At 72.4% G+C, this 18211-nt stretch carries 12 protein-coding genes; 9 read left to right on the forward strand and 3 right to left on the reverse strand.

Annotation, left to right across the window (positions count from 1 at the left end):
- Positions 1-79: 79 nt before the first annotated feature.
- The 4 genes from JXZ78_RS03925 (at position 80) to glgB (ending at position 8423) form a co-directional block, all read left to right on the forward strand.
- On the forward strand, positions 80-2083 hold the full coding sequence (locus JXZ78_RS03925; protein ID WP_030018231.1) for an alpha-1,4-glucan--maltose-1-phosphate maltosyltransferase: 2004 nt from the start codon (positions 80-82) through the stop codon (positions 2081-2083).
- Positions 2080-3780 carry a maltose alpha-D-glucosyltransferase gene (treS, locus tag JXZ78_RS03930; RefSeq protein ID WP_030018230.1) on the forward strand — a complete coding sequence of 567 codons (1701 nt, stop codon included), beginning with the start codon at positions 2080-2082 and terminating at the stop codon, positions 3778-3780. The genes JXZ78_RS03925 and treS overlap by 4 nt, the downstream gene beginning before the upstream one ends.
- Positions 3781-4062: 282 nt before the next feature.
- Positions 4063-5631, forward strand: coding sequence for a maltokinase N-terminal cap-like domain-containing protein (locus tag JXZ78_RS03935; RefSeq protein WP_030018229.1), 1569 nt, complete (start codon positions 4063-4065; stop codon positions 5629-5631).
- Positions 5632-5783: 152 nt separating this feature from the next.
- Complete coding sequence (gene glgB, locus JXZ78_RS03940; RefSeq protein ID WP_372498392.1) at positions 5784-8423, forward strand: 1,4-alpha-glucan branching enzyme; 2640 nt, start codon at positions 5784-5786, stop codon at positions 8421-8423.
- A 232-nt stretch (positions 8424-8655) separates the two neighbouring features.
- Here the strand turns inward: glgB and JXZ78_RS03945 are convergent, their stop codons facing one another.
- Both JXZ78_RS03945 and JXZ78_RS03950 read right to left on the reverse strand, forming a co-directional pair.
- On the reverse strand, positions 8656-9129 hold the full coding sequence (locus tag JXZ78_RS03945) for a DUF4259 domain-containing protein (protein ID WP_050502103.1): 474 nt from the start codon (positions 9127-9129) through the stop codon (positions 8656-8658).
- A gap of 136 nt (positions 9130-9265) precedes the next feature.
- Entirely contained in the window at positions 9266-10966 is a 1701-nt protein-coding gene (locus JXZ78_RS03950; protein ID WP_033037164.1) for an MFS transporter, read from the reverse strand.
- A gap of 179 nt (positions 10967-11145) precedes the next feature.
- Between JXZ78_RS03950 and JXZ78_RS03955 the strand changes: the two genes are divergently transcribed.
- Entirely contained in the window at positions 11146-11796 is a 651-nt protein-coding gene (locus JXZ78_RS03955) for a TetR/AcrR family transcriptional regulator (protein WP_030018225.1), read from the forward strand.
- A gap of 100 nt (positions 11797-11896) precedes the next feature.
- On the opposite strand, the gene JXZ78_RS03960 is transcribed toward JXZ78_RS03955, so the two are convergent.
- Positions 11897-13309 carry a cation:dicarboxylate symporter family transporter gene (locus tag JXZ78_RS03960; protein ID WP_030018224.1) on the reverse strand — a complete coding sequence of 471 codons (1413 nt, stop codon included), beginning with the start codon at positions 13307-13309 and terminating at the stop codon, positions 11897-11899.
- A gap of 182 nt (positions 13310-13491) precedes the next feature.
- On the opposite strand from JXZ78_RS03960, the gene JXZ78_RS03965 reads away from it, so the two are divergent.
- From JXZ78_RS03965 to JXZ78_RS03980, 4 genes are all read left to right on the forward strand, one after another.
- Positions 13492-15174: a sensor histidine kinase gene (locus tag JXZ78_RS03965; RefSeq protein ID WP_078623995.1), complete on the forward strand. Its 1683-nt coding sequence runs from the start codon at positions 13492-13494 to the stop codon at positions 15172-15174.
- Entirely contained in the window at positions 15171-15869 is a 699-nt protein-coding gene (locus tag JXZ78_RS03970; RefSeq protein WP_030018222.1) for a response regulator, read from the forward strand. Before JXZ78_RS03965 ends, JXZ78_RS03970 begins: the two co-directional genes overlap by 4 nt.
- A 63-nt stretch (positions 15870-15932) precedes the next feature.
- Positions 15933-17297: an extracellular solute-binding protein gene (locus JXZ78_RS03975; protein WP_030018221.1), complete on the forward strand. Its 1365-nt coding sequence runs from the start codon at positions 15933-15935 to the stop codon at positions 17295-17297.
- Complete coding sequence (locus JXZ78_RS03980) at positions 17294-18211, forward strand: carbohydrate ABC transporter permease (RefSeq protein ID WP_030018220.1); 918 nt, start codon at positions 17294-17296, stop codon at positions 18209-18211. Before JXZ78_RS03975 ends, JXZ78_RS03980 begins: the two co-directional genes overlap by 4 nt.

An 18211-nucleotide genomic window follows, 5' to 3' on the forward strand; every position in this document is an offset into this window, starting at 1 on the left:
GCCCGCAGCCCGTCCATCCGTCACAAAAACGATAGAAAGGACAGAATCCGGTAGTACCTCCCAAACTCCAGGTGACCCCATGATCGGCCGCATCCCCGTGCTGGACCTCCACCCGCTGATCGACTGCGGCCGTCGCCCGGCGAAAGCGGTGGTCGGCGAGACCTTCACGATCTCGGCCACCGTCTTCCGCGAGGGCCATGACGCGGTCGCCGCCAACGTCGTGCTGCGCGATCCCCTGGGCCGCCCCGGCCCCTGGACGCCGATGCGCGAACTGGCGCCCGGCACGGACCGCTGGGGCGCCGAGGTCACCCCGGACGTGGAGGGCCGGTGGACGTACGGCGTCGAGGGCTGGTCCGACCCGGTCGCCACCTGGCGCCACCACGCCGGCATCAAGATCCCGGCCGGTATCGACACCGAACTGGTGCTCGCCGAGGGCGCCGCGCTGCACGAACGCGCCGCCGAGGGGGTGCCCAAGAGAGACGGCCGGGAAGCGGTGCTGGCCGCGGCGGACGCCCTGCGCGACCCGCAGTTGCCCGCCGCCACCCGGCTCGCCGCCGCGCTCGTCCCCGAGGTCACCGCCGCGCTCGCCCGCCACCCGCTGCGCGAACTGGTCACCGCCTCGCGGACGGTGCCGCTGCTGGTCGAGCGCCGCCGGGCCCTGTTCGGTTCGTGGTACGAGCTGTTCCCGCGCTCGGAGGGCGCGGTGGTACGCAAGGGCGCGGCACCGGTGAGCGGCACGTTCCGGACGGCCGCCGAACGGCTGCCGGCGGTCGCGGCCATGGGGTTCGACGTGGTCTACCTGCCGCCCGTGCACCCCATCGGCACCTCCTACCGCAAGGGCCCCAACAACGCGCTCTCCGCCGCCCCGCACGACGTGGGTTCACCGTGGGCCATCGGCTCGCCCGAGGGCGGGCACGACGCCCTGCACCCGGACCTCGGCACCTTCGAGGACTTCGCGCACTTCGTCCGCACGGCGCGCGATCTGCGCATGGAGGTGGCGCTGGACTTCGCCCTCCAGTGCTCGCCGGACCACCCCTGGGTCACCGAGCACCCCGAGTGGTTCCACCACCGGGCGGACGGCTCCGTCGCCTACGCCGAGAACCCGCCGAAGAAGTACCAGGACATCTACCCGCTGGCGTTCGACGCGGACCTGAACGGCCTGGTGCGGGAGACGGAGCGGCTGCTGCGCTTCTGGATGGAGCGCGGGGTGCGCATCTTCCGGGTCGACAATCCGCACACCAAGCCGGTGCTCTTCTGGGAGAAGGTCATCGCGGACGTCAACCGTACGGATCCGGACGTCGTCTTCCTGGCCGAGGCGTTCACCCGGCCGGCCATGATGCGCACCCTGGCGCAGATCGGGTTCCAGCAGTCGTACACCTATTTCACCTGGCGCAACGACAAGCGCGAGCTCACCGAGTACCTCACCGAACTGTCGCGGGAATCGTCCTCGTACATGCGGCCGAATTTCTTCGTCAATACGCCGGACATCCTCCACGCCTATCTGCAACACGGCGGCCGGCCCGCGTTCGAGGTGCGTGCGGTACTGGCCGCCACCCTCTCCCCGACGTGGGGTGTCTACGCCGGATTCGAGCTGTGCGAGTCGACACCGGTACGAAGTGGCAGCGAGGAGTACCTGGATTCGGAGAAGTACCAACTCAGGCCCCGGGACTGGGAGACAGCGGCGCGCGAGGGACGTACGATCGCACCTCTCATCACCACTCTGAACCGCCTGCGACGCCGCCACCCGGCCTTCCAACAGCTGCGTGACCTCCATTTCCATCACGTCGACGACGACGCCGTGCTCGCCTATTCCAAACGGGCCGGGAACGGCGCCGGGGCCGACACCGTGCTCACCGTCGTCAACCTCGACCCGCACCACACCCACGAGGCGACGGTGTCGTTGGACATGCCGGAACTCGGCCTCGATTGGCACGATTCCGTCCCGGTGCGCGACGAGCTCACCGGCGAGACCTACCACTGGGGCAGGGACAACTATGTGCGCCTCGACCCGGGCCGCTCACCGGCGCCCGCGCACGTGTTCTCGCTGCGACCGTCCTCACCGATCGGAGGGTCACCCAATTGATCGTCAACGAGCCCGTCCCCGACACGTTCGAGGACACGCCGGCCAAGGACCGCGATCCCGACTGGTTCAAACGGGCCGTCTTCTACGAGGTCCTGGTGCGTTCCTTCCAGGACAGCAACGGTGACGGTGTCGGCGACCTCAAGGGCATCACGGCCAAGCTGGACTATCTCCAGTGGCTGGGCGTGGACTGCCTGTGGCTCCCGCCGTTCTTCAAGTCCCCGCTGCGGGACGGCGGTTACGACGTCTCGGACTACACGGCCGTGCTCCCGGAATTCGGCGACCTGGCCGACTTCGTGGAGTTCGTGGACGCCGCGCACCAGCGCGGGATGCGGGTGATCATCGACTTCGTCATGAACCACACCAGCGACCAGCACCCGTGGTTCCAGGAGTCCCGCAGCGACCCGGACGGCCCGTACGGCGATTACTACGTCTGGGCCGACGACGACAAGCAGTACCAGGACGCGCGCATCATCTTCGTCGACACCGAGGCGTCCAACTGGACCTTCGACCCGGTGCGCAAGCAGTACTTCTGGCACCGCTTCTTCTCCCACCAGCCGGACCTGAACTACGAGAACCCGGCCGTGCAGGAGGAGATGCTGTCCGCCCTGCGCTTCTGGCTCGACCTGGGCATCGACGGGTTCCGGCTGGACGCGGTCCCGTACCTGTACGCCGAGGAGGGCACCAACTGCGAGAACCTGCCCGCCTCGCACACCTTCCTCAAGCACGTACGGACGGAGATCGACGCGCATTACCCCGACACCGTGCTGCTGGCCGAGGCCAACCAGTGGCCGGAGGACGTGGTCGACTATTTCGGCGACTACTCCAAGGGCGGGGACGAATGCCACATGGCGTTCCATTTCCCGGTCATGCCGCGCATCTTCATGGCGGTCCGCCGGGAATCGCGCTACCCGGTCTCGGAAATCCTGGCCAAGACCCCGGAGATTCCGGCCAACTGCCAGTGGGGCATCTTCCTGCGCAACCACGACGAGCTGACGCTCGAAATGGTCACGGACGAAGAGCGTGACTATATGTACGCGGAATATGCCAAGGACCCGCGCATGCGGGCCAATATCGGCATCCGCCGCCGACTGGCCCCGCTGCTCGACAACGACCGCAACCAGATCGAGCTGTTCACCGCCCTGCTGCTGTCCCTGCCGGGCTCGCCGATCCTGTATTACGGCGACGAGATCGGCATGGGCGACAACATCTGGCTCGGCGACCGGGACGCGGTCCGCACACCGATGCAGTGGACGCCCGACCGGAACGCCGGTTTCTCCTCCTGCGACCCCGGCCGGCTCTCCCTGCCGACCATCATGGACCCGGTCTACGGCTACCAGGTCACCAACGTCGAGGCGTCGATGTCCTCGCCGTCGTCGCTGCTCCACTGGACCCGGCGCATGATCGAGATCCGGAAGCAGAACCCGGCCTTCGGCCTCGGCACCTACACCGAACTCCCCTCGTCCAACCCCGCGGTGCTGGCCTTCCTGCGCGAATACCAGGACGACCTGGTGCTGTGCGTGCACAATTTCTCGCGTTTCGCGCAGCCCACCGAGCTGGATCTGCGCACATTCAACGGGCGGCATCCGGTCGAGCTGATCGGCGGCGTCCGTTTCCCGGCCATCGGCGAATGGCCCTATCTGCTGACCCTGGCGGGTCACGGGTTCTATTGGTTCCGGCTCCGGAGGGGGGCGGCCTAGGGACCGTACCGGCGCACGTGCAGGGCGGCGGAAAACCGCCGCCCGTATCCGCCCGCGGTACGGGTACGGGCGTTTTCCGACCGCCCCCACGGGCAGTCTCCCTACTACCGCACGGGCCGGGTGAGCCAGCGCCGAAACCCCGGTGTCAGGGGTAATCCCCACGGACGCCGCTGCCGTACGGACGATCCTCACCCGACACGTCCCGCACCGCCGCACAGTCAAGGCCGCATTCCGGGACACTCTGCCCTATCTGTCGTGTGCCCGGGGAAAGGACGCGACGCCATGTCGGAGACCGCCTCGACCCGTGCCATCCGCAGTTCGCATGACCGCCTCTCGACCACCGCGCCCGCGCTGTTGTCCTCACTCGTCCCCCTGCTGAGCGAATGGCTGCCGCGGCAGCGGTGGTTCGCCGGCAAAGGGCGGCCGATCACGGGCTTCCAGCTGGTGTCGGCGACCGAGTTGCTGCCGTGCGCGGCGGGTGGCGCCACGCCGGGGCTGCTGCATCTGCTCGTACGGGCGCAGCAGTCGGCGACTCCCCCCGGGGCCCCGCACCCGGCTCCACCGGGGAGCCCGGCCGACCAGGCCGCCGCGCCGGCCGGGGGCCCGGCGGGCGGGGACTGCTACCAGCTGCTGCTCGGCGTGCACAGCGCCCTGCCGCCGCAGCTCGCCCCCGCCGTGATCGGCCGCCCCGCGGGCGGCCCGCTGCACGGGCGCACGGTCTACGACGCCCTGCTGGACAACCGGCTGTGCGCCCTCCTGCTGGAGCGGCTGCGGGTGCCGGGGCGGCTCGGCGGACTGCGGTTCTGCCGGGTGGCCGACAGCACCATCTCCTCCGGGATGCCCGCCCGGCCGGTCACCGCGGAGCAGACCAACTCCTCCGTCGTCTACGGGGATTCGTACATCCTCAAGGTGTTCCGGCGCACCGCCCCCGGCCTCAACCCGGACCTGGAACTGCCACTGGCGCTGGCCCGCGCCAAGTGCGGGCGGGTCCCGGCGCCCGCGGCGTGGTTCGAGACCGACCCGGAGGCGGGCGAGGGCGAGCCGGTGACGCTGGGCGTGCTCCAGCCCTATCTGAGCGGCTCCGCCGACGGCTGGCAGCTGGCCCTGAACGCGCTCGCCGTGCAGGCCGACTTCACCAGCTCCGCGCGGGCCCTCGGGCACGCCACCGCCGAGGTGCACACCGCGCTGGCCGAGACGCTGCCCACCACCGAGCTGCGCCGGCCGCAACTCGACGCGGTCGCCGCCCAGATGAACGAGCGGCTGGTGGCCACCGCGCGCGTGGTGCCCGCGCTGCGGCCGTACTGCGCGCGGCTGCGCACCGCCTTCGACGACCTCGCGGCACTCGGACACGACGGCCGCGCCTGGTCCGCCCAGCGCATCCACGGCGACCTGCACCTGGGCCAGACGCTGCGGACCGCCGACGAGGGCCGCTGGTCGCTGATCGACTTCGAGGGCGAGCCGTCCCGGCCGCTGGCCGAGCGACGGCGGCCGCAGCCCGCGGTGCGCGACGTGGCGGCCATGCTGCGCTCGTTCGACTACGCGGCCCGCAGCGGCCCTTCGGGCGGCGATCCGTGGTCGCTGGAGTGGGCCCGGCGCACCCGGGCCGCCTACTGCCTCGGGTACGCGGAGGCCGGCGGGCTCGACCCGCGCTCGGCGCCCGAGCTGATGCGGGCGTACGAGACGGACAAGGCCGTCTACGAAGTGCTCTACGAGGCCCGGCACCGGCCGAACTGGCTGCCCGTACCGATGGCCGCGGTACGGCGGCTGGCCAGGACGCACGCGTCCCGGGACGCGGCCGGCGCGGACCCCGGCGCCGGCCCGGACCTGGACGGCTCCGATGGGCGCGCATGAAACCGCGGGAGCGGGCCACCCGGAGCGGTACGGAGCACCGGCACCGGCGTGCACGGCCCCGGCCCGTCCGGCGGGCGCGCGCCCGGTGCGCACCAGACCCCCGCAATCCAGACAACCCTGATCGCTGACATCTGGCCGAGGAGGCTCCTCTCGTGACCGCCCGTTCGTCGTCCCGCCGCCCATCGCAAGAACCCGCGCCCGCCCGTGGCACGGCCGTCCGGGGCACCTCCCCGGAGGCGTCCGCCGGCCGGTCCGGTGTCCCGGCGACCTTCCTGCCGGGGCGTGATGAGCCTGCCGGGCCCGGCGGGGCCGCCTCGCCCTCCGCTCCCTCCGCGCCCGACGCCACCGCCGCCGACACCGGCACCGGCACCGAAGCCCCGGCGTCCGCCGAGCGGCCGCCGCATCAGCGGGACCACGGCGAGCCCCTGCCGGAGCGGCCCGACGGTTCCCGCCCGGACCGTGCGCGGTCCGACCGCACCCGTCCTGCCGGTACGCAGCCCAGCAGTACGCGGCCCAGCAGTACGCGGCCCGCCGGTACGCCGGCCGACGGCGCGCCGCCCGGCCTCGCGCCGGAGCCCAGCGGCGGCAGCCACGGTGTGCGGCCCGCGCCGCCGCTCGGCGACGACGACCGCGACCGGCTGCTGGCCGGCGCGCACCACGACCCGCACGGGCTGCTCGGCGCCCACCCGGCGCGCGGCGGGGTGCTCTTCCGCGTGCTGCGCCCGTACGCGAAGGCCGTCACCGTCCTCGCCAAGGGCCTGCGGGCCGATCTGCACGACGAGGGCGACGGGCTGTTCGGCGGGGTGCTGCCGCTGTCCGCGGTCCCCGAGTACGAGCTGCTGGTCTCGTACGAGGACAACGACGTGACCGTGCACGACCCGTACCGCTTCCTGCCCGCCGTCGGCGAACTGGACCTGCACCTGTTCGGCGAGGGCCGCCACGAGGAGCTGTGGCAGGCGATGGGCGCGATGCCCATGGTGCACCAGGAGGTGACCGGTACCCGCTTCACCGTCTGGGCGCCGAACGCCCGGGGCGTGCGCGTCGTCGGCAACTTCAACTACTGGGACGGCACCGGCTTCCCGATGCGCTCGCTCGGCTCGTCCGGTGTCTGGGAGCTGTTCCTGCCGGGGCTGGGCGAGGGCGAGCTGTACAAGTTCGAGATCACCCGGCCGGACGGCTCGAAGACGCTGCGCGCCGACCCGATGGCCCGCCGTACGGAGTGCCCGCCCGCCAACGCCTCCGTCGTGCACACCTCGCACCACCGGTGGCAGGACGCGGCGTGGCTGGAGCGGCGGGCCGAGCGCCCGGTGCACGCGGCGCCGTTCTCCGTCTACGAGGTGCACCTGGCGTCCTGGCGCCCCGGGCTCACGTACCGGCAGCTCGCCCAGCAGCTGCCCGCCTACGTCAAGGACCTGGGCTTCACGCACGTCGAGCTGATGCCGGTCGCCGAGCACCCCTTCGGCGGGTCCTGGGGCTACCAGGTCACCGGCTTCTACGCGCCGACCGCCCGGATGGGCACCCCCGACGACTTCAAGTACCTCGTCGACGCGCTGCACCGGGCCGGGATCGGGGTGCTGATGGACTGGGTGCCGGCCCACTTCCCGCGCGACGCGTGGGCGCTGGCGGAGTTCGACGGGCGGCCGCTGTACGAGCACGAGGACCCGGCGCGGGCCGCGCACCCCGACTGGGGCACGCTGGAGTTCGACTACGGCCGCGCCGAGGTGCGCAACTTCCTGGTCGCCAACGCGGTGTACTGGTGCGAGGAGTTCCACATCGACGGGCTGCGGGTGGACGCCGTCGCCTCGATGCTCTACCTCGACTACTCCCGGGAGAGCGGCGAGTGGACGCCCAACGTGCACGGCGGGCGGGAGAACCTGGACGCGGTGGCCTTCCTCCAGGAGATGAACGCCACCGTCTACCGGCGCTGCCCCGGCGTCGTCACCGTCGCCGAGGAGTCCACCGCCTGGGACGGCGTCACCCGTGCCACCCATCACGTGGGGCCCGGCGGCTTCGGCGGGCTGGGCTTCGGGCTGAAGTGGAACATGGGCTGGATGCACGACTCGCTGGGCTACGTCGGCAAGGAGCCGGTGCACCGCAAGTACCACCACAACGAGATGACGTTCTCGATGGTGTACGCGTACTCGGAGAACTACGTCCTGCCGATCTCGCACGACGAGGTGGTGCACGGCAAGCGCTCGCTGGTCTCCAAGATGCCCGGCGACTGGTGGCAGCAGCGGGCCACCCAGCGGGCGTACCTCGGGTACATGTGGGGCCACCCGGGCAAGCAGCTGCTGTTCATGGGGCAGGAGTTCGCGCAGGGGGCCGAGTGGGCGGAGGGCCACGGCCCCGACTGGTGGCTGCTGGACCCGTCGTACTCCGCCGAGCCCGACCACCGGGGCGTACGCGACCTGGTCCGCGACCTGAACCGCCACTACACGGACACGCCCGCGCTGTGGGAGCAGGACACCGTGCCGGAGGGCTTCTCCTGGATCGTCGGCGACGCCGGCGAGGACAATGTCTTCGCCTTCCTGCGCTACGGCACGGACGGCACCCCGCTGCTGGCGGTCTCCAACTTCTCGCCGGTCGTGCGGCACGCGTATCCGCTCGGGGTGCCGGCCGACGTGGCGGCGTGGCAGGAGGTCCTGAACACGGACGAGGTGCGGTACGGCGGCAGCGGGGTGGGCAACCCCGACCCGCTGAAGCCCGACGCGTCCGTGCCGTGGCACGGGCGGCCGGCGTCGATCACCCCGGTGCTGCCGCCGCTGGCGACGCTCTGGCTGCGGCCGGTGTGAGGGCTCTTCGCGGGCCGGGGCGGTGCCCCGGCCCGCGCCCCGGCTCACGGCCGCCCATGGCCCGACGGTGGGCCCCGCAACGCCTTACGGGACATCCCGCCCGCTCGTACGCCTGGTCCGGCAGCCGGTTCGCCGCCTCGTCGCAGGCGCGCGGGCGGGCTTCGTCCCGAGGTGCCGGCGCGGAGTGTTCTCCGAGGAGGCCCTGACGCGCCGCGAAGAGATCATGCGCCGCTCACGGACGCGGGACCGGTCCGCATCCCCGGTCAGCTCCTCTGCCATCTGCCTGGTCACCTCCCTGCTCACCTCCCCGGTCCGCGTCCCCGGTCAGCTCGGCGCGCAGGCGGGCCAGGTGCGCCAGCCACTCCTGGCCGCCGTCCGACTCGTCCCACAGCTCGGCCAGCTCGGAGTCCGGCGCGAGCACCCGGTCCAGGGCGTGCAGCGCGAGCACGGCGAGCTGGGGCGGAGGTACGGGGACCGTCAGGTCCGGGGCGTACGCGGCAGCGGCCGGGCACGCGCTCCGGGAGCGGGCGGCGGCTGTCAGGGCCGCGGCGGCCACGGCCATCTGGCCTTCCGGGGCTTCGAGATAGTCCCGTTCGGCGGCGGCGGTGGACAGCACGCCGCGCAGGGCGCCGAGCCGCCGCTCCTCCGGCATGGCGGCCAGATCGTCCAGCAGGTCCGCCGCCCCGTCATTTTCGAACAGCCCCATGCCCCACGTCCCCATCAGCCTTCGCCCCTCGCTCGTCACCACCCGCACGCCCGAACCACCACCGGGCCGATCGCATCGTGGCATCTGCCACTGACAATCGGCCCGGTGGTGCGGTGCGGAGCCGCGCGGGCGCGGCTCAGTCGCGCGTGGAGGCGGCGCCGCTGCCCGTCGCGACCGGCTCGCGGGCGGTCTCCGGAGCGGCCTCCGGACCGGCGCCCGGCTGCTGCGTACGGCGGCGCCGCGGCAGCAGTACGGCGACCAGCACCGTGCCCACGCCGAGCACGACCGCGCCGACCAGGCTGGTGTGCGCCACCGCGTCGGAGAACGCCCCGCGCACCGCGTCCGCGACCGCCTGGGCCTGCTGGAGGCCGAGTGCCTGGGCCTTCTCCGGGCCCGTCTTGGGCGCGGCGCCCTGGGCGACCTGCTTGCCGACCTCCTTGGCGACCGCCAGTCCGGCGCCCACCGAGTCCTGCGCGGTGGACAGGACGCCGCCGGGCAGCTTCGGGCCGCCGTGCGCCGCCGCGGACGCCGCCGCGTCGGACAGCTTGGAGGAGTAGGCACTCGCCAGGACGGAGCCCAGGACGGCGATGCCGAGCGAGCCGCCCAGTTCGATGGAGGTGTCGTTGACCGCGCCGCCGACGCCGAGCTGGTCCTCGGGGAAGGCGCCCATGATGGCGTCCGTGCACGGCGACAGGGACAGGCCGATGGCCAGGCCCAGCACGATGAGCGGGGCGAGGAAGTCACCGTACGAGGAACCGGCGTCCACCCGGGTGAGCAGAGCGAGGGCGACCGTGCCGCCCACCATGCCGGCGGTCACCGTGACCTTCATGCCCAGCCGCGGCGTCAGGAAGCCGGTCAGCGCGGCGCCCACGAAGACCGCGCCGGCCAGCGGCAGCATCCGGATGCCGGTGTCCAGCGGGGAGTAGCCCAGGACGAACTGGAGGTGCTGGGTGAGGTAGTAGAACGCGCCGAAGACCGCGAGGAAGAAGAGGGCGACGGCGAGGTTGGCGCCGGCGAAGCCGCGGTGGGCGAAGCGGCGCACGTCCAGGACCGGGCGCGGGTGGCGCAGTTCCCAGACGACGAACAGGACCAGGCCGGCACCGGCGGCGACCGCGGCGCCGACGGCGCGGGCGTCCCAGCCGAAGTGCGGGCCCTGGATGAGCATGTAGATCAGCGAGCCGACCCAGACCACGGACAGCAGGCCGCCGACGTAGTCGAGGCGGTCGCTGTGGCCCGCCTTGGACGCGGGGACGACCAGCAGCGCGCCGATGATGCCGAGCGCGGCGACCGGCACGTTGATCAGGAAGGACGAGGACCAGCCGTGGTCCTCCAGCAGCGCGCCGGCGACGAGCGGGCCGACGGCGATGGCGAGTCCGGCGGTCGCGGTCCAGATGGTGATGGCGAGCGCGCGTTCGCGGCGCGGGAAGGTGGCGGCCAGCAGGGACAGCGTGGCCGGCATGATCATGGCCGCGCCCACGCCCATCACGGCTCGGGCCGCGATGACGCCGCCGGAGCTGTCCACCAGGGCGCCCGCGACCGAGCCGCCCGCGAAGACCAGCAGGCCGAGGACGAGGGCCCCGCGGCGGCTGTACTTGTCGCCGACGGCGCCGAGCATCAGCATCAGCGCGGCGTACGGGACGGTGTAGGCGTCGATGACCCACTGCAGGTCGGAGCTGCTCAGGCCCAGGTCGGCGGTCATGTCGGGAGCCGCGACGGTCAGCGAGGTGTTCGCCATCACGATGATCAGCAGGCTCAGGCACAGCACGCCCAGTGCCCACCAGCGCTTCGTATAGGGCCGGTCCGTGTCCTGGACCGGCCGGGTCTCCGTAGGAGCCACCCGATTCACCCCTGTCTCTCCCCATGCTCGTGGTGGCGCGCGTCCGCGCGCACGATCTTGCACATGGCTGTGCAATTACACAGCCGTGTGCAATTTACGTCGCTGCACAGCGATGTGCAAAATGAGAGGAGAGCGGGACCGTGACCGCACGCGTCCGCCGACCGAGGAGCCGCAGCCCCATGACCGCACTCACCAGCCGGGCCCACGCCAACCGCCGCCGGATCATGGACATCGCGCTGGCCGAACTGCTGCGGCACCCGGACGCGACCATGGACCAGATCGCCCGCGCCGCCGGGGTGGTGCGGCGCACCGTCTACGGGCACTTCCCGTCCCGGGAGGCGCTGATCACCGCCCTGACGGACGCCGCCGTCGAGGACGTGACGACCGCCTTCGCCGACGGCGCGGCCGACCCGTCCGAGCCCGCCGACGTGGCCCTGGCCCGGGCCACCCTCGCCACCTGGGCGTGCGCCGACCGCTACCGGCTGCTGGTCTCGCTCGCCCAGTCCAGCGTCACGGACGCGGGCATCCGGGCCCGCCTGGAACCCGTACGCAGCCGGGCGACGACCATCCTGAACCGCGGCCTGGAGGCGGGCCTGTTCCGGTCACCGCTCACCCCGCGCGCGCTCGCGCACGTCCACGAGCACGCGCTGTTCGGGCTGATGCAGGCGGTCAACGACGGCGATCTGGACGCGGCCGTGGCCGGCCCCGCGGCGGCGGAGACGGTGCTGGCCGCGTCGGGCGTACCGGCGGAGCGGGCGGCGGAGGCGGTGCGGACGGCGGAGGAGTCGCGGAGGGCCCAGGCGCCCGCCGGGGCGGCAGCGGCGGGCTGACCCCAGGGCACCCGGGCGGCAGGGCGGCAGCGCAGCCGGGCGGCCGGAAACGCGGAAGGGCCCCGGCGGGCGTACCCGCCGAGGCCTCGGTTCCCGGTCCTCAGACCTTCACCGGCTCCTTCGACCCGCCGGAGCGCTGCTCCGGTGCGGCCGCCGCCGTCCCGTCGTCCGCGCCGTGCCCGTCCGGGCTCAGCGTCCGCTCGTCGAAGGGCAGCCTGCCGCCGAGCACCTCGTCCACCCGGGACTTGTCGATCTCCTTGGTCCAGGTGCCGACGAGGACGGTGGCCACCGCGTTGCCCGCGAAGTTGGTCAGCGCCCGCGCCTCGCTCATGAAGCGGTCGATGCCGACGATCAGGCCGACGCCGTCGACCAGTTCCGGGCGGTGCGACTGGAGGCCGCCGGCCAGGGTCGCCAGTCCGGCGCCCGTGACGCCCGCCGCGCCCTTGGACGCGATGATCATGAAGACGAGCAGCGAGACCTGCTGGCCGATGGAGAGCGGGCTGCCCATCGCCTCGGCGATGAACAGCGAGGACATCGTCAGGTAGATGGCCGTGCCGTCCAGGTTGAAGCTGTAACCGGTCGGCACGGTGATGCCGACGACCGGCTTGCTGACGCCCAGGTGCTCCATCTTCGCGATCAGCCGCGGCAGCGCGGACTCGGAGGAGGAGGTGGACAGGATCAGCAGGAACTCCCGGCCCAGGTACTTCAGGAGGGCGAAGATGTTCACCCCGGCGATCAGGCGCAGCAGCGTACCGAGTACGACGATCACGAACAGCAGGCAGGTCACGTAGAAGCCGACCATGATGACGGCGAGCGACTTCAGCGCGTCCACGCCGGTCGCGCCGACCACCGCGGCCATCGCGCCGAACGCGCCCACCGGCGCGGCCCACATGATCATGGACAGCACGCGGAAGACCAGCCGCTGGAGGTGCCCGATGCCGCGCAGCACGGGCTCGCCGGAGGCGCCCATCGCCTGGAGGCCGAAGCCGACGAGCAGCGCCACCAGGAGGGTCTGGAGCACCTCGCCGTGGGTCAGCGCGGAGACCAGGGTGTCCGGGATGATGCCGAGCAGGAAATCCGTGGTCGACTCGGCGCCGCCCTTGGTCTGGGCCTGGCCCGCGTGCCGCAGCGACTCGGTCAGGTGCAGGCCGGAGCCCGGCTCCAGGATGTTGCCGACCACCAGGCCGATGGCCAGCGCGACCGTGGACATCACCATGAAGTAGCCCAGCGCCAGGCCGCCGACCGCGCCGACCTTGGCGGCCTTGCGGACCGAGCCGACGCCCAGCACGATCGTGCAGAAGATGACCGGCGAGATCATCATCTTGATCAGGTTGACGAAGCCGGTGCCCAGCGGCTTCAGCCCGACGGCGAAGCCGGGGGCGGCGAAGCCCACGGCGATGCCGGCGAGCACGGCGACGATCACGGCGATGTAGAGGTAATGCGTCCGGTCCCGCTTGCGGTGCGGCGCGGTCTCCTCGGTCGTGCCCCCGGGCGGTGGGGTCTGTGCGGCCACGGCTGACTCCTCGGTCTTCGGTCCTGCGCCGGTCTGCGGCTCTGCAACCCGTATCCGGCCCGTGTCGTGCCGGTACGCGGCCCGTACGCAGAACAGTCCCGGTGACTATGCACGCCGTTGTGGCGCCCGTCACCCTTGTGTGCATTTCGTTCACGCGTCAAGGAACGGGCAGACTGTCGGCCATGCCACGTTCCCGACGGGGGGATCCGCCGCGCAGCGCGCGCCCAGCACCTGGTGCGACGGGCGCGCGCCGGCCGCGCGTCCGGTGGCCGCGCAGTCTGGCCGGGCAGTTGTTCGCGGTGCAGGTGGTGCTGGTCGGCGTGGTGGTCGCGGGGTACGCCGTCTTCGCGTACGTCAGCGCCGGGCGGCAGGCCGAGGAGACCGCGCGGCGGCAGACGACGGCGGTGACCGCCGCGGTCGCCGACGCGCCGGCGGTGGCGCGGGCGGTGCGCTCGGCCGACCCCACCGCGGAGCTCCAGCCGTACACCGAGCGGCTGCGGCGGGACGCCGGGGTCGACTTCATTGTGGTCATGGACACGGCAGGAAAGCGGTGGACGCACCCCGAGCCGTCCGCCATCGGCCGTACCTACCTCGGCCGCACCGCGGAGGCCCGGGCCGGCCGGACCCACACCGAGACGTACCGGGGCCGGCTCGGCCCGTCCGTACGGGTGATCGCGCCGGTACGGGACCGGGAGGACGGCGGCCGCGTCGTCGCCCTGGTCAGCTCCGGCATCACCGTCGAGACGATCAGCGACGGACTGCGGCAGGAGGTCATGACACTGGCCGCCGTCGCGGCCGGCGCGCTCGTACTGGGCGGACTCGGTACGTACCTCGTCAACGCGCGGCTGCGCCGACACACCCACGGCATGAACGCCGCCGAGCTGGGCCGCCTGCACGACTACCACGAGGCGGCGCTGCACGCGGTGCGCGAGGGGCTGCTGATGCTGGACGGGCAGCGGCGGGTGGCACTCCTGAACGACGGGGCGCGCGAACTCCTCGGCCTGCGCGGCGACCCCGTCGGGCGGCCCGTCACCGGGCTCGGCCTGCCCGCGCACCTCACCGAGACCCTCCTCTCCCCCGCCCCGCACACCGACGAACTCCACCTCACCGACGACCGGGTGCTGGTCGTCAACACCTCGCCGGTCTCCGGCGGCGAACGGCGCGGCACCGTCGTCACCCTCCGCGACCACACCGAACTCCAGGCCCTGACCGGCGAACTGGACTCCGTACGCGGGGTCACCCGGGCGCTGCGCTCGCAGGCGCACGAGGCCGCCAACCGGCTGCACACCGTCGTCTCCCTGGTCGAGCTGGGCCGTACGGACGAGGCCGTGGAGTTCGCCACCGCCGAACTGGAGCTGGCCCAGGCCCTGACCGACCAGGTCGTCGGCGCGGTCGCCGAGCCGGTCCTGGCCGCCCTCCTCCTCGGCAAGGCCGCGCAGGCCAACGAGCACGGCGTCGAACTGGAGCTGACCGCCGACAGCCGGATCGACGACGGCGTGCTCCCCGCGTCCCTGCCGGCGCGCGACCTGGTGACCGTCCTCGGCAATCTCCTGGACAACGCGATCGAGGCGGCGCCGGAGGGCGCCCGGGTGCGGGTCACCGCGCTGGCCGACGGCGGGGAACTGCTGCTGCGGGTGGCGGACAACGGCGGCGGCGTACGGGGAGCGGCGGACGCCGAGGACGTGTTCCGGTGGGGATGGAGCACGAAGGGCGGCGCGGGCCGCGGGCTGGGGCTGGCGCTGGTACGGCAGGCCGTGCGGCGGCACGGCGGGACCGTACGGGTGGATGAGGCGCCCGGCGGCGGCGCCGAGTTCACGGTACGTCTGCCGCTGCGGGCCCCGGCCGGGGCGGACATCGCCGGATGACCGGGCCGGACACGGACGGCGCGCCGCCGCTGCGGGTGCTCGTCGTCGAGGACGACCCGGTGGCGGCGGACGCCCATGCCCTGTACGTGGGCCGGGTGCCGGGGTTCGCCGTGTCGGGGACGGTGCGTTCCGTCGCCGGGGCCCGGCGGCACCTGGACCGGCACCGCGTCGACCTGATCCTGCTGGACCTGTTCCTGCCGGACGGGCACGGTCTGGCGTTCGTCCGGTCGCTGCGGGCGGCCGGGTACGGCGCCGACGTCATCGCCGTCACCTCGGCGCGTGATCTGGCCGTCGTCCGGGAGGGTGTCTCGCTCGGCGTCGTGCAGTACGTGCTGAAGCCGTTCACGTTCGCCACGCTGCGCGACCGGCTGCTGCGGTACGCGGCCTTCCGCGCGGCCGCCGGGGAGGCCAGCGGGCAGGACGAGGTGGACCGGGCCCTCGCGGCCCTGCGCGCGCCGCAGCCCGCCGCGCTCCCCAAGGGGCTGACCGCGGCGACCCTGCGCCTGGTGACCGACGCGCTGCGCGCCGCCCCCGGCGGTCTCGGCGCCACCGCGGCCGCCGAACAGATCGGCATCTCCCGTATCACGGCCCGCCGTTACCTCGAACATCTCGTCGACACGGGCCGGGCCGCCCGCGCCCCGCAGTACGGCCAGGTGGGCCGTCCGGAATTGCGGTACCGCTGGATGGGGCATTGACCTCCCCTTATCCCTGACTTACGGTCACCGGGCAGCCAGCCGTGGCTAGTTGGAGGTCATGCCGTGCGCCGCACCGCTCCGATGACGTGGCTCACCGCCGCCGTGCTGGCCGCGGGCGCGCTCACCGCCTGCGGCGGTGGCTCGGGAGGCGACAAGGACACCGTCGAGGTCGCGTTCATCAAGGACACCAACACCAAGGTGACGGTCCGGGACGACTACATCGAGACGGTGGCCCGCGCGTTCGAGAAGGCCAACCCGGGCAAGAAGGTCAAGCTGATCCCGATCCAGGCGTCCGAGAACGACTACTACGCCAAGATCCAGCAGATGATGCGCTCCCCGAAGACCGCCCCCGACCTGGTCTACGAGGACACCTTCCTGATCAACTCGGACATCACCGCCGGGCTGCTGCGCCCGCTGGACGACCACCTCGCCGGGTGGGCGGACTGGAAACAGTTCGAGCCGGCCGCGAAGGCCGCCGCGCGGGCGCAGGACGGCAAGACGTACGGCGTGCCGGACGGCACGGACACCCGCGGCCTGTGGTTCAACAAGAACATCTTCAAGAAGGCCGGGCTGCCGCAGGACTGGCGGCCGAGGACCTGGGACGAGGTGCTGGACGCGGCCCGCGCCGTCAAGCGCAAGGTCCCGGGCGTCATCCCGCTGAACGTCTACACCGGCAAGGGCGCGGGCGAGGCCGCCGTGATGCAGGGCTTCGAGATGCTGCTGTACGGCACCGGCAAGGACCAGCTCTACGACCCCGCGACGAAGAAATGGGTCACCGGGAGCAAGGGCTTCCGGGACAGTCTGGAGTTCATCCGCACCGTGTACGCCGAGAAACTGGGCCCCGACGTGTCGGACGCGCTCAGCCCCAACATCCAGACCAACGTCGCCACCGAGCTGATGCCCGAGGAGAAGCTGGCGATCAACCTGGACGGCTCGTGGCTGGGCCAGCAGTGGCAGCCGAAGGGCGGCGGCAAGCCGTGGCCCGAGTGGCCGACGGTACTGGGCCGGACGGCGTTCCCCACCCAGACCGGCGCGGCGCCCGGCCGGGTCAGCCTGGCGGGCGGCTGGACCTGGTCCGTACCGCGGCAGGCGCAGCAGCCCGACCTGGCCTGGAAACTGATCGAGACGTTCCAGACGCGGCACAACGCGCTGGAGTGGTGTGTGCGCGGCGCCCAGATCGCCGTACGCAAGGACGTGGCGGCGGACCCCGCGTACCTGAAGTCCATCCCGGGCATCGACTTCTTCACCGATCTGGTGCAGGTCAGCCGGTACCGTCCGGCGCTGCCCGTCTACCCCAAGGTCTCGGCGGCGATCGGCGAAGCGATGGAGGCGGTCACCTCCGGTGACGCGACGCCGCAGAAGGCGGCCGCGGACTACGACGAGCAGCTGAAGTCCGTCGTGGACGGACAGGTCGTCGCCAAGCCATGAGCCGCGCCGCCCCGACGACCACCGCGTACGGCACGGCGGGCCGCGGCGCCCGGCCCCGCCGTACGGCCCTGCTGCGCTGGTCACCGCTGGCCCCCGCGACCGTCCTGCTGCTGCTCTTCCTCGCCGGGCCCATCGGCTACTGCGTCTACATCGCCTTCACCGACATGCAGCTGACCGGCCAGGAGTCCGCCTCCTTCGTGGGCCTGGACAACTTCCGGCACGCCTTCGGCGACCCCGCCTTCCTGAACGCCGTCGTGCTGACCCTGGTCTTCACCCTGATCTCGTCGATCCTGGGCCAGAACACGCTGGGTCTGGCGCTCGCCGCGCTGATGCGGCGCGCGTCCAGGCCCGTCCGTACGGTCACCGGCGCGGTCGTCCTCACCGCCTGGGTGCTGCCGGAGATCGTCGCGGGCTTCCTGCTGTACACGTTCTTCGAGCGGCGCGGCACGCTCAACGCGATCCTCGACTGGCTGCATCTGCCGTCGCAGAACTGGCTGTTCACGCTGCCGATCCTGGCCGTGTCGTTCGCCAACGTCTGGCGCGGCACGGCCTTCTCGATGCTGATCTACTCGGCCGCGCTCTCCGAGATCCCCCAGGAGGTCGCCGAGTCGGCGGAGGTGGACGGGGCGAGCGGCCGGCAGCGGCTGTGGCACGTGACGCTGCCGATGATCCGCCGCTCCATCGGCACCAACCTGATGCTCAACACCCTCCAGACGCTCTCCGTGTTCGGGCTGATCTGGGCCATGACCCGCGGCGGGCCCGGCAGCCGCAGCCAGACCCTGCCGGTGTTCATGTACGACCAGGCGTTCCTGAAGTCGCTGATCGGGTACGGCACCGCCGTCGCCCTGCTGCTGCTCGTGGTGGGCGCCCTCTTCTCCGTCGTCTATCTGCGTCTGCTGCGCGAGGAGGTGTGA

Source organism: Streptomyces monomycini (genome assembly GCF_022271435.1).
Taxonomy (GTDB): domain Bacteria; phylum Actinomycetota; class Actinomycetes; order Streptomycetales; family Streptomycetaceae; genus Streptomyces; species Streptomyces monomycini.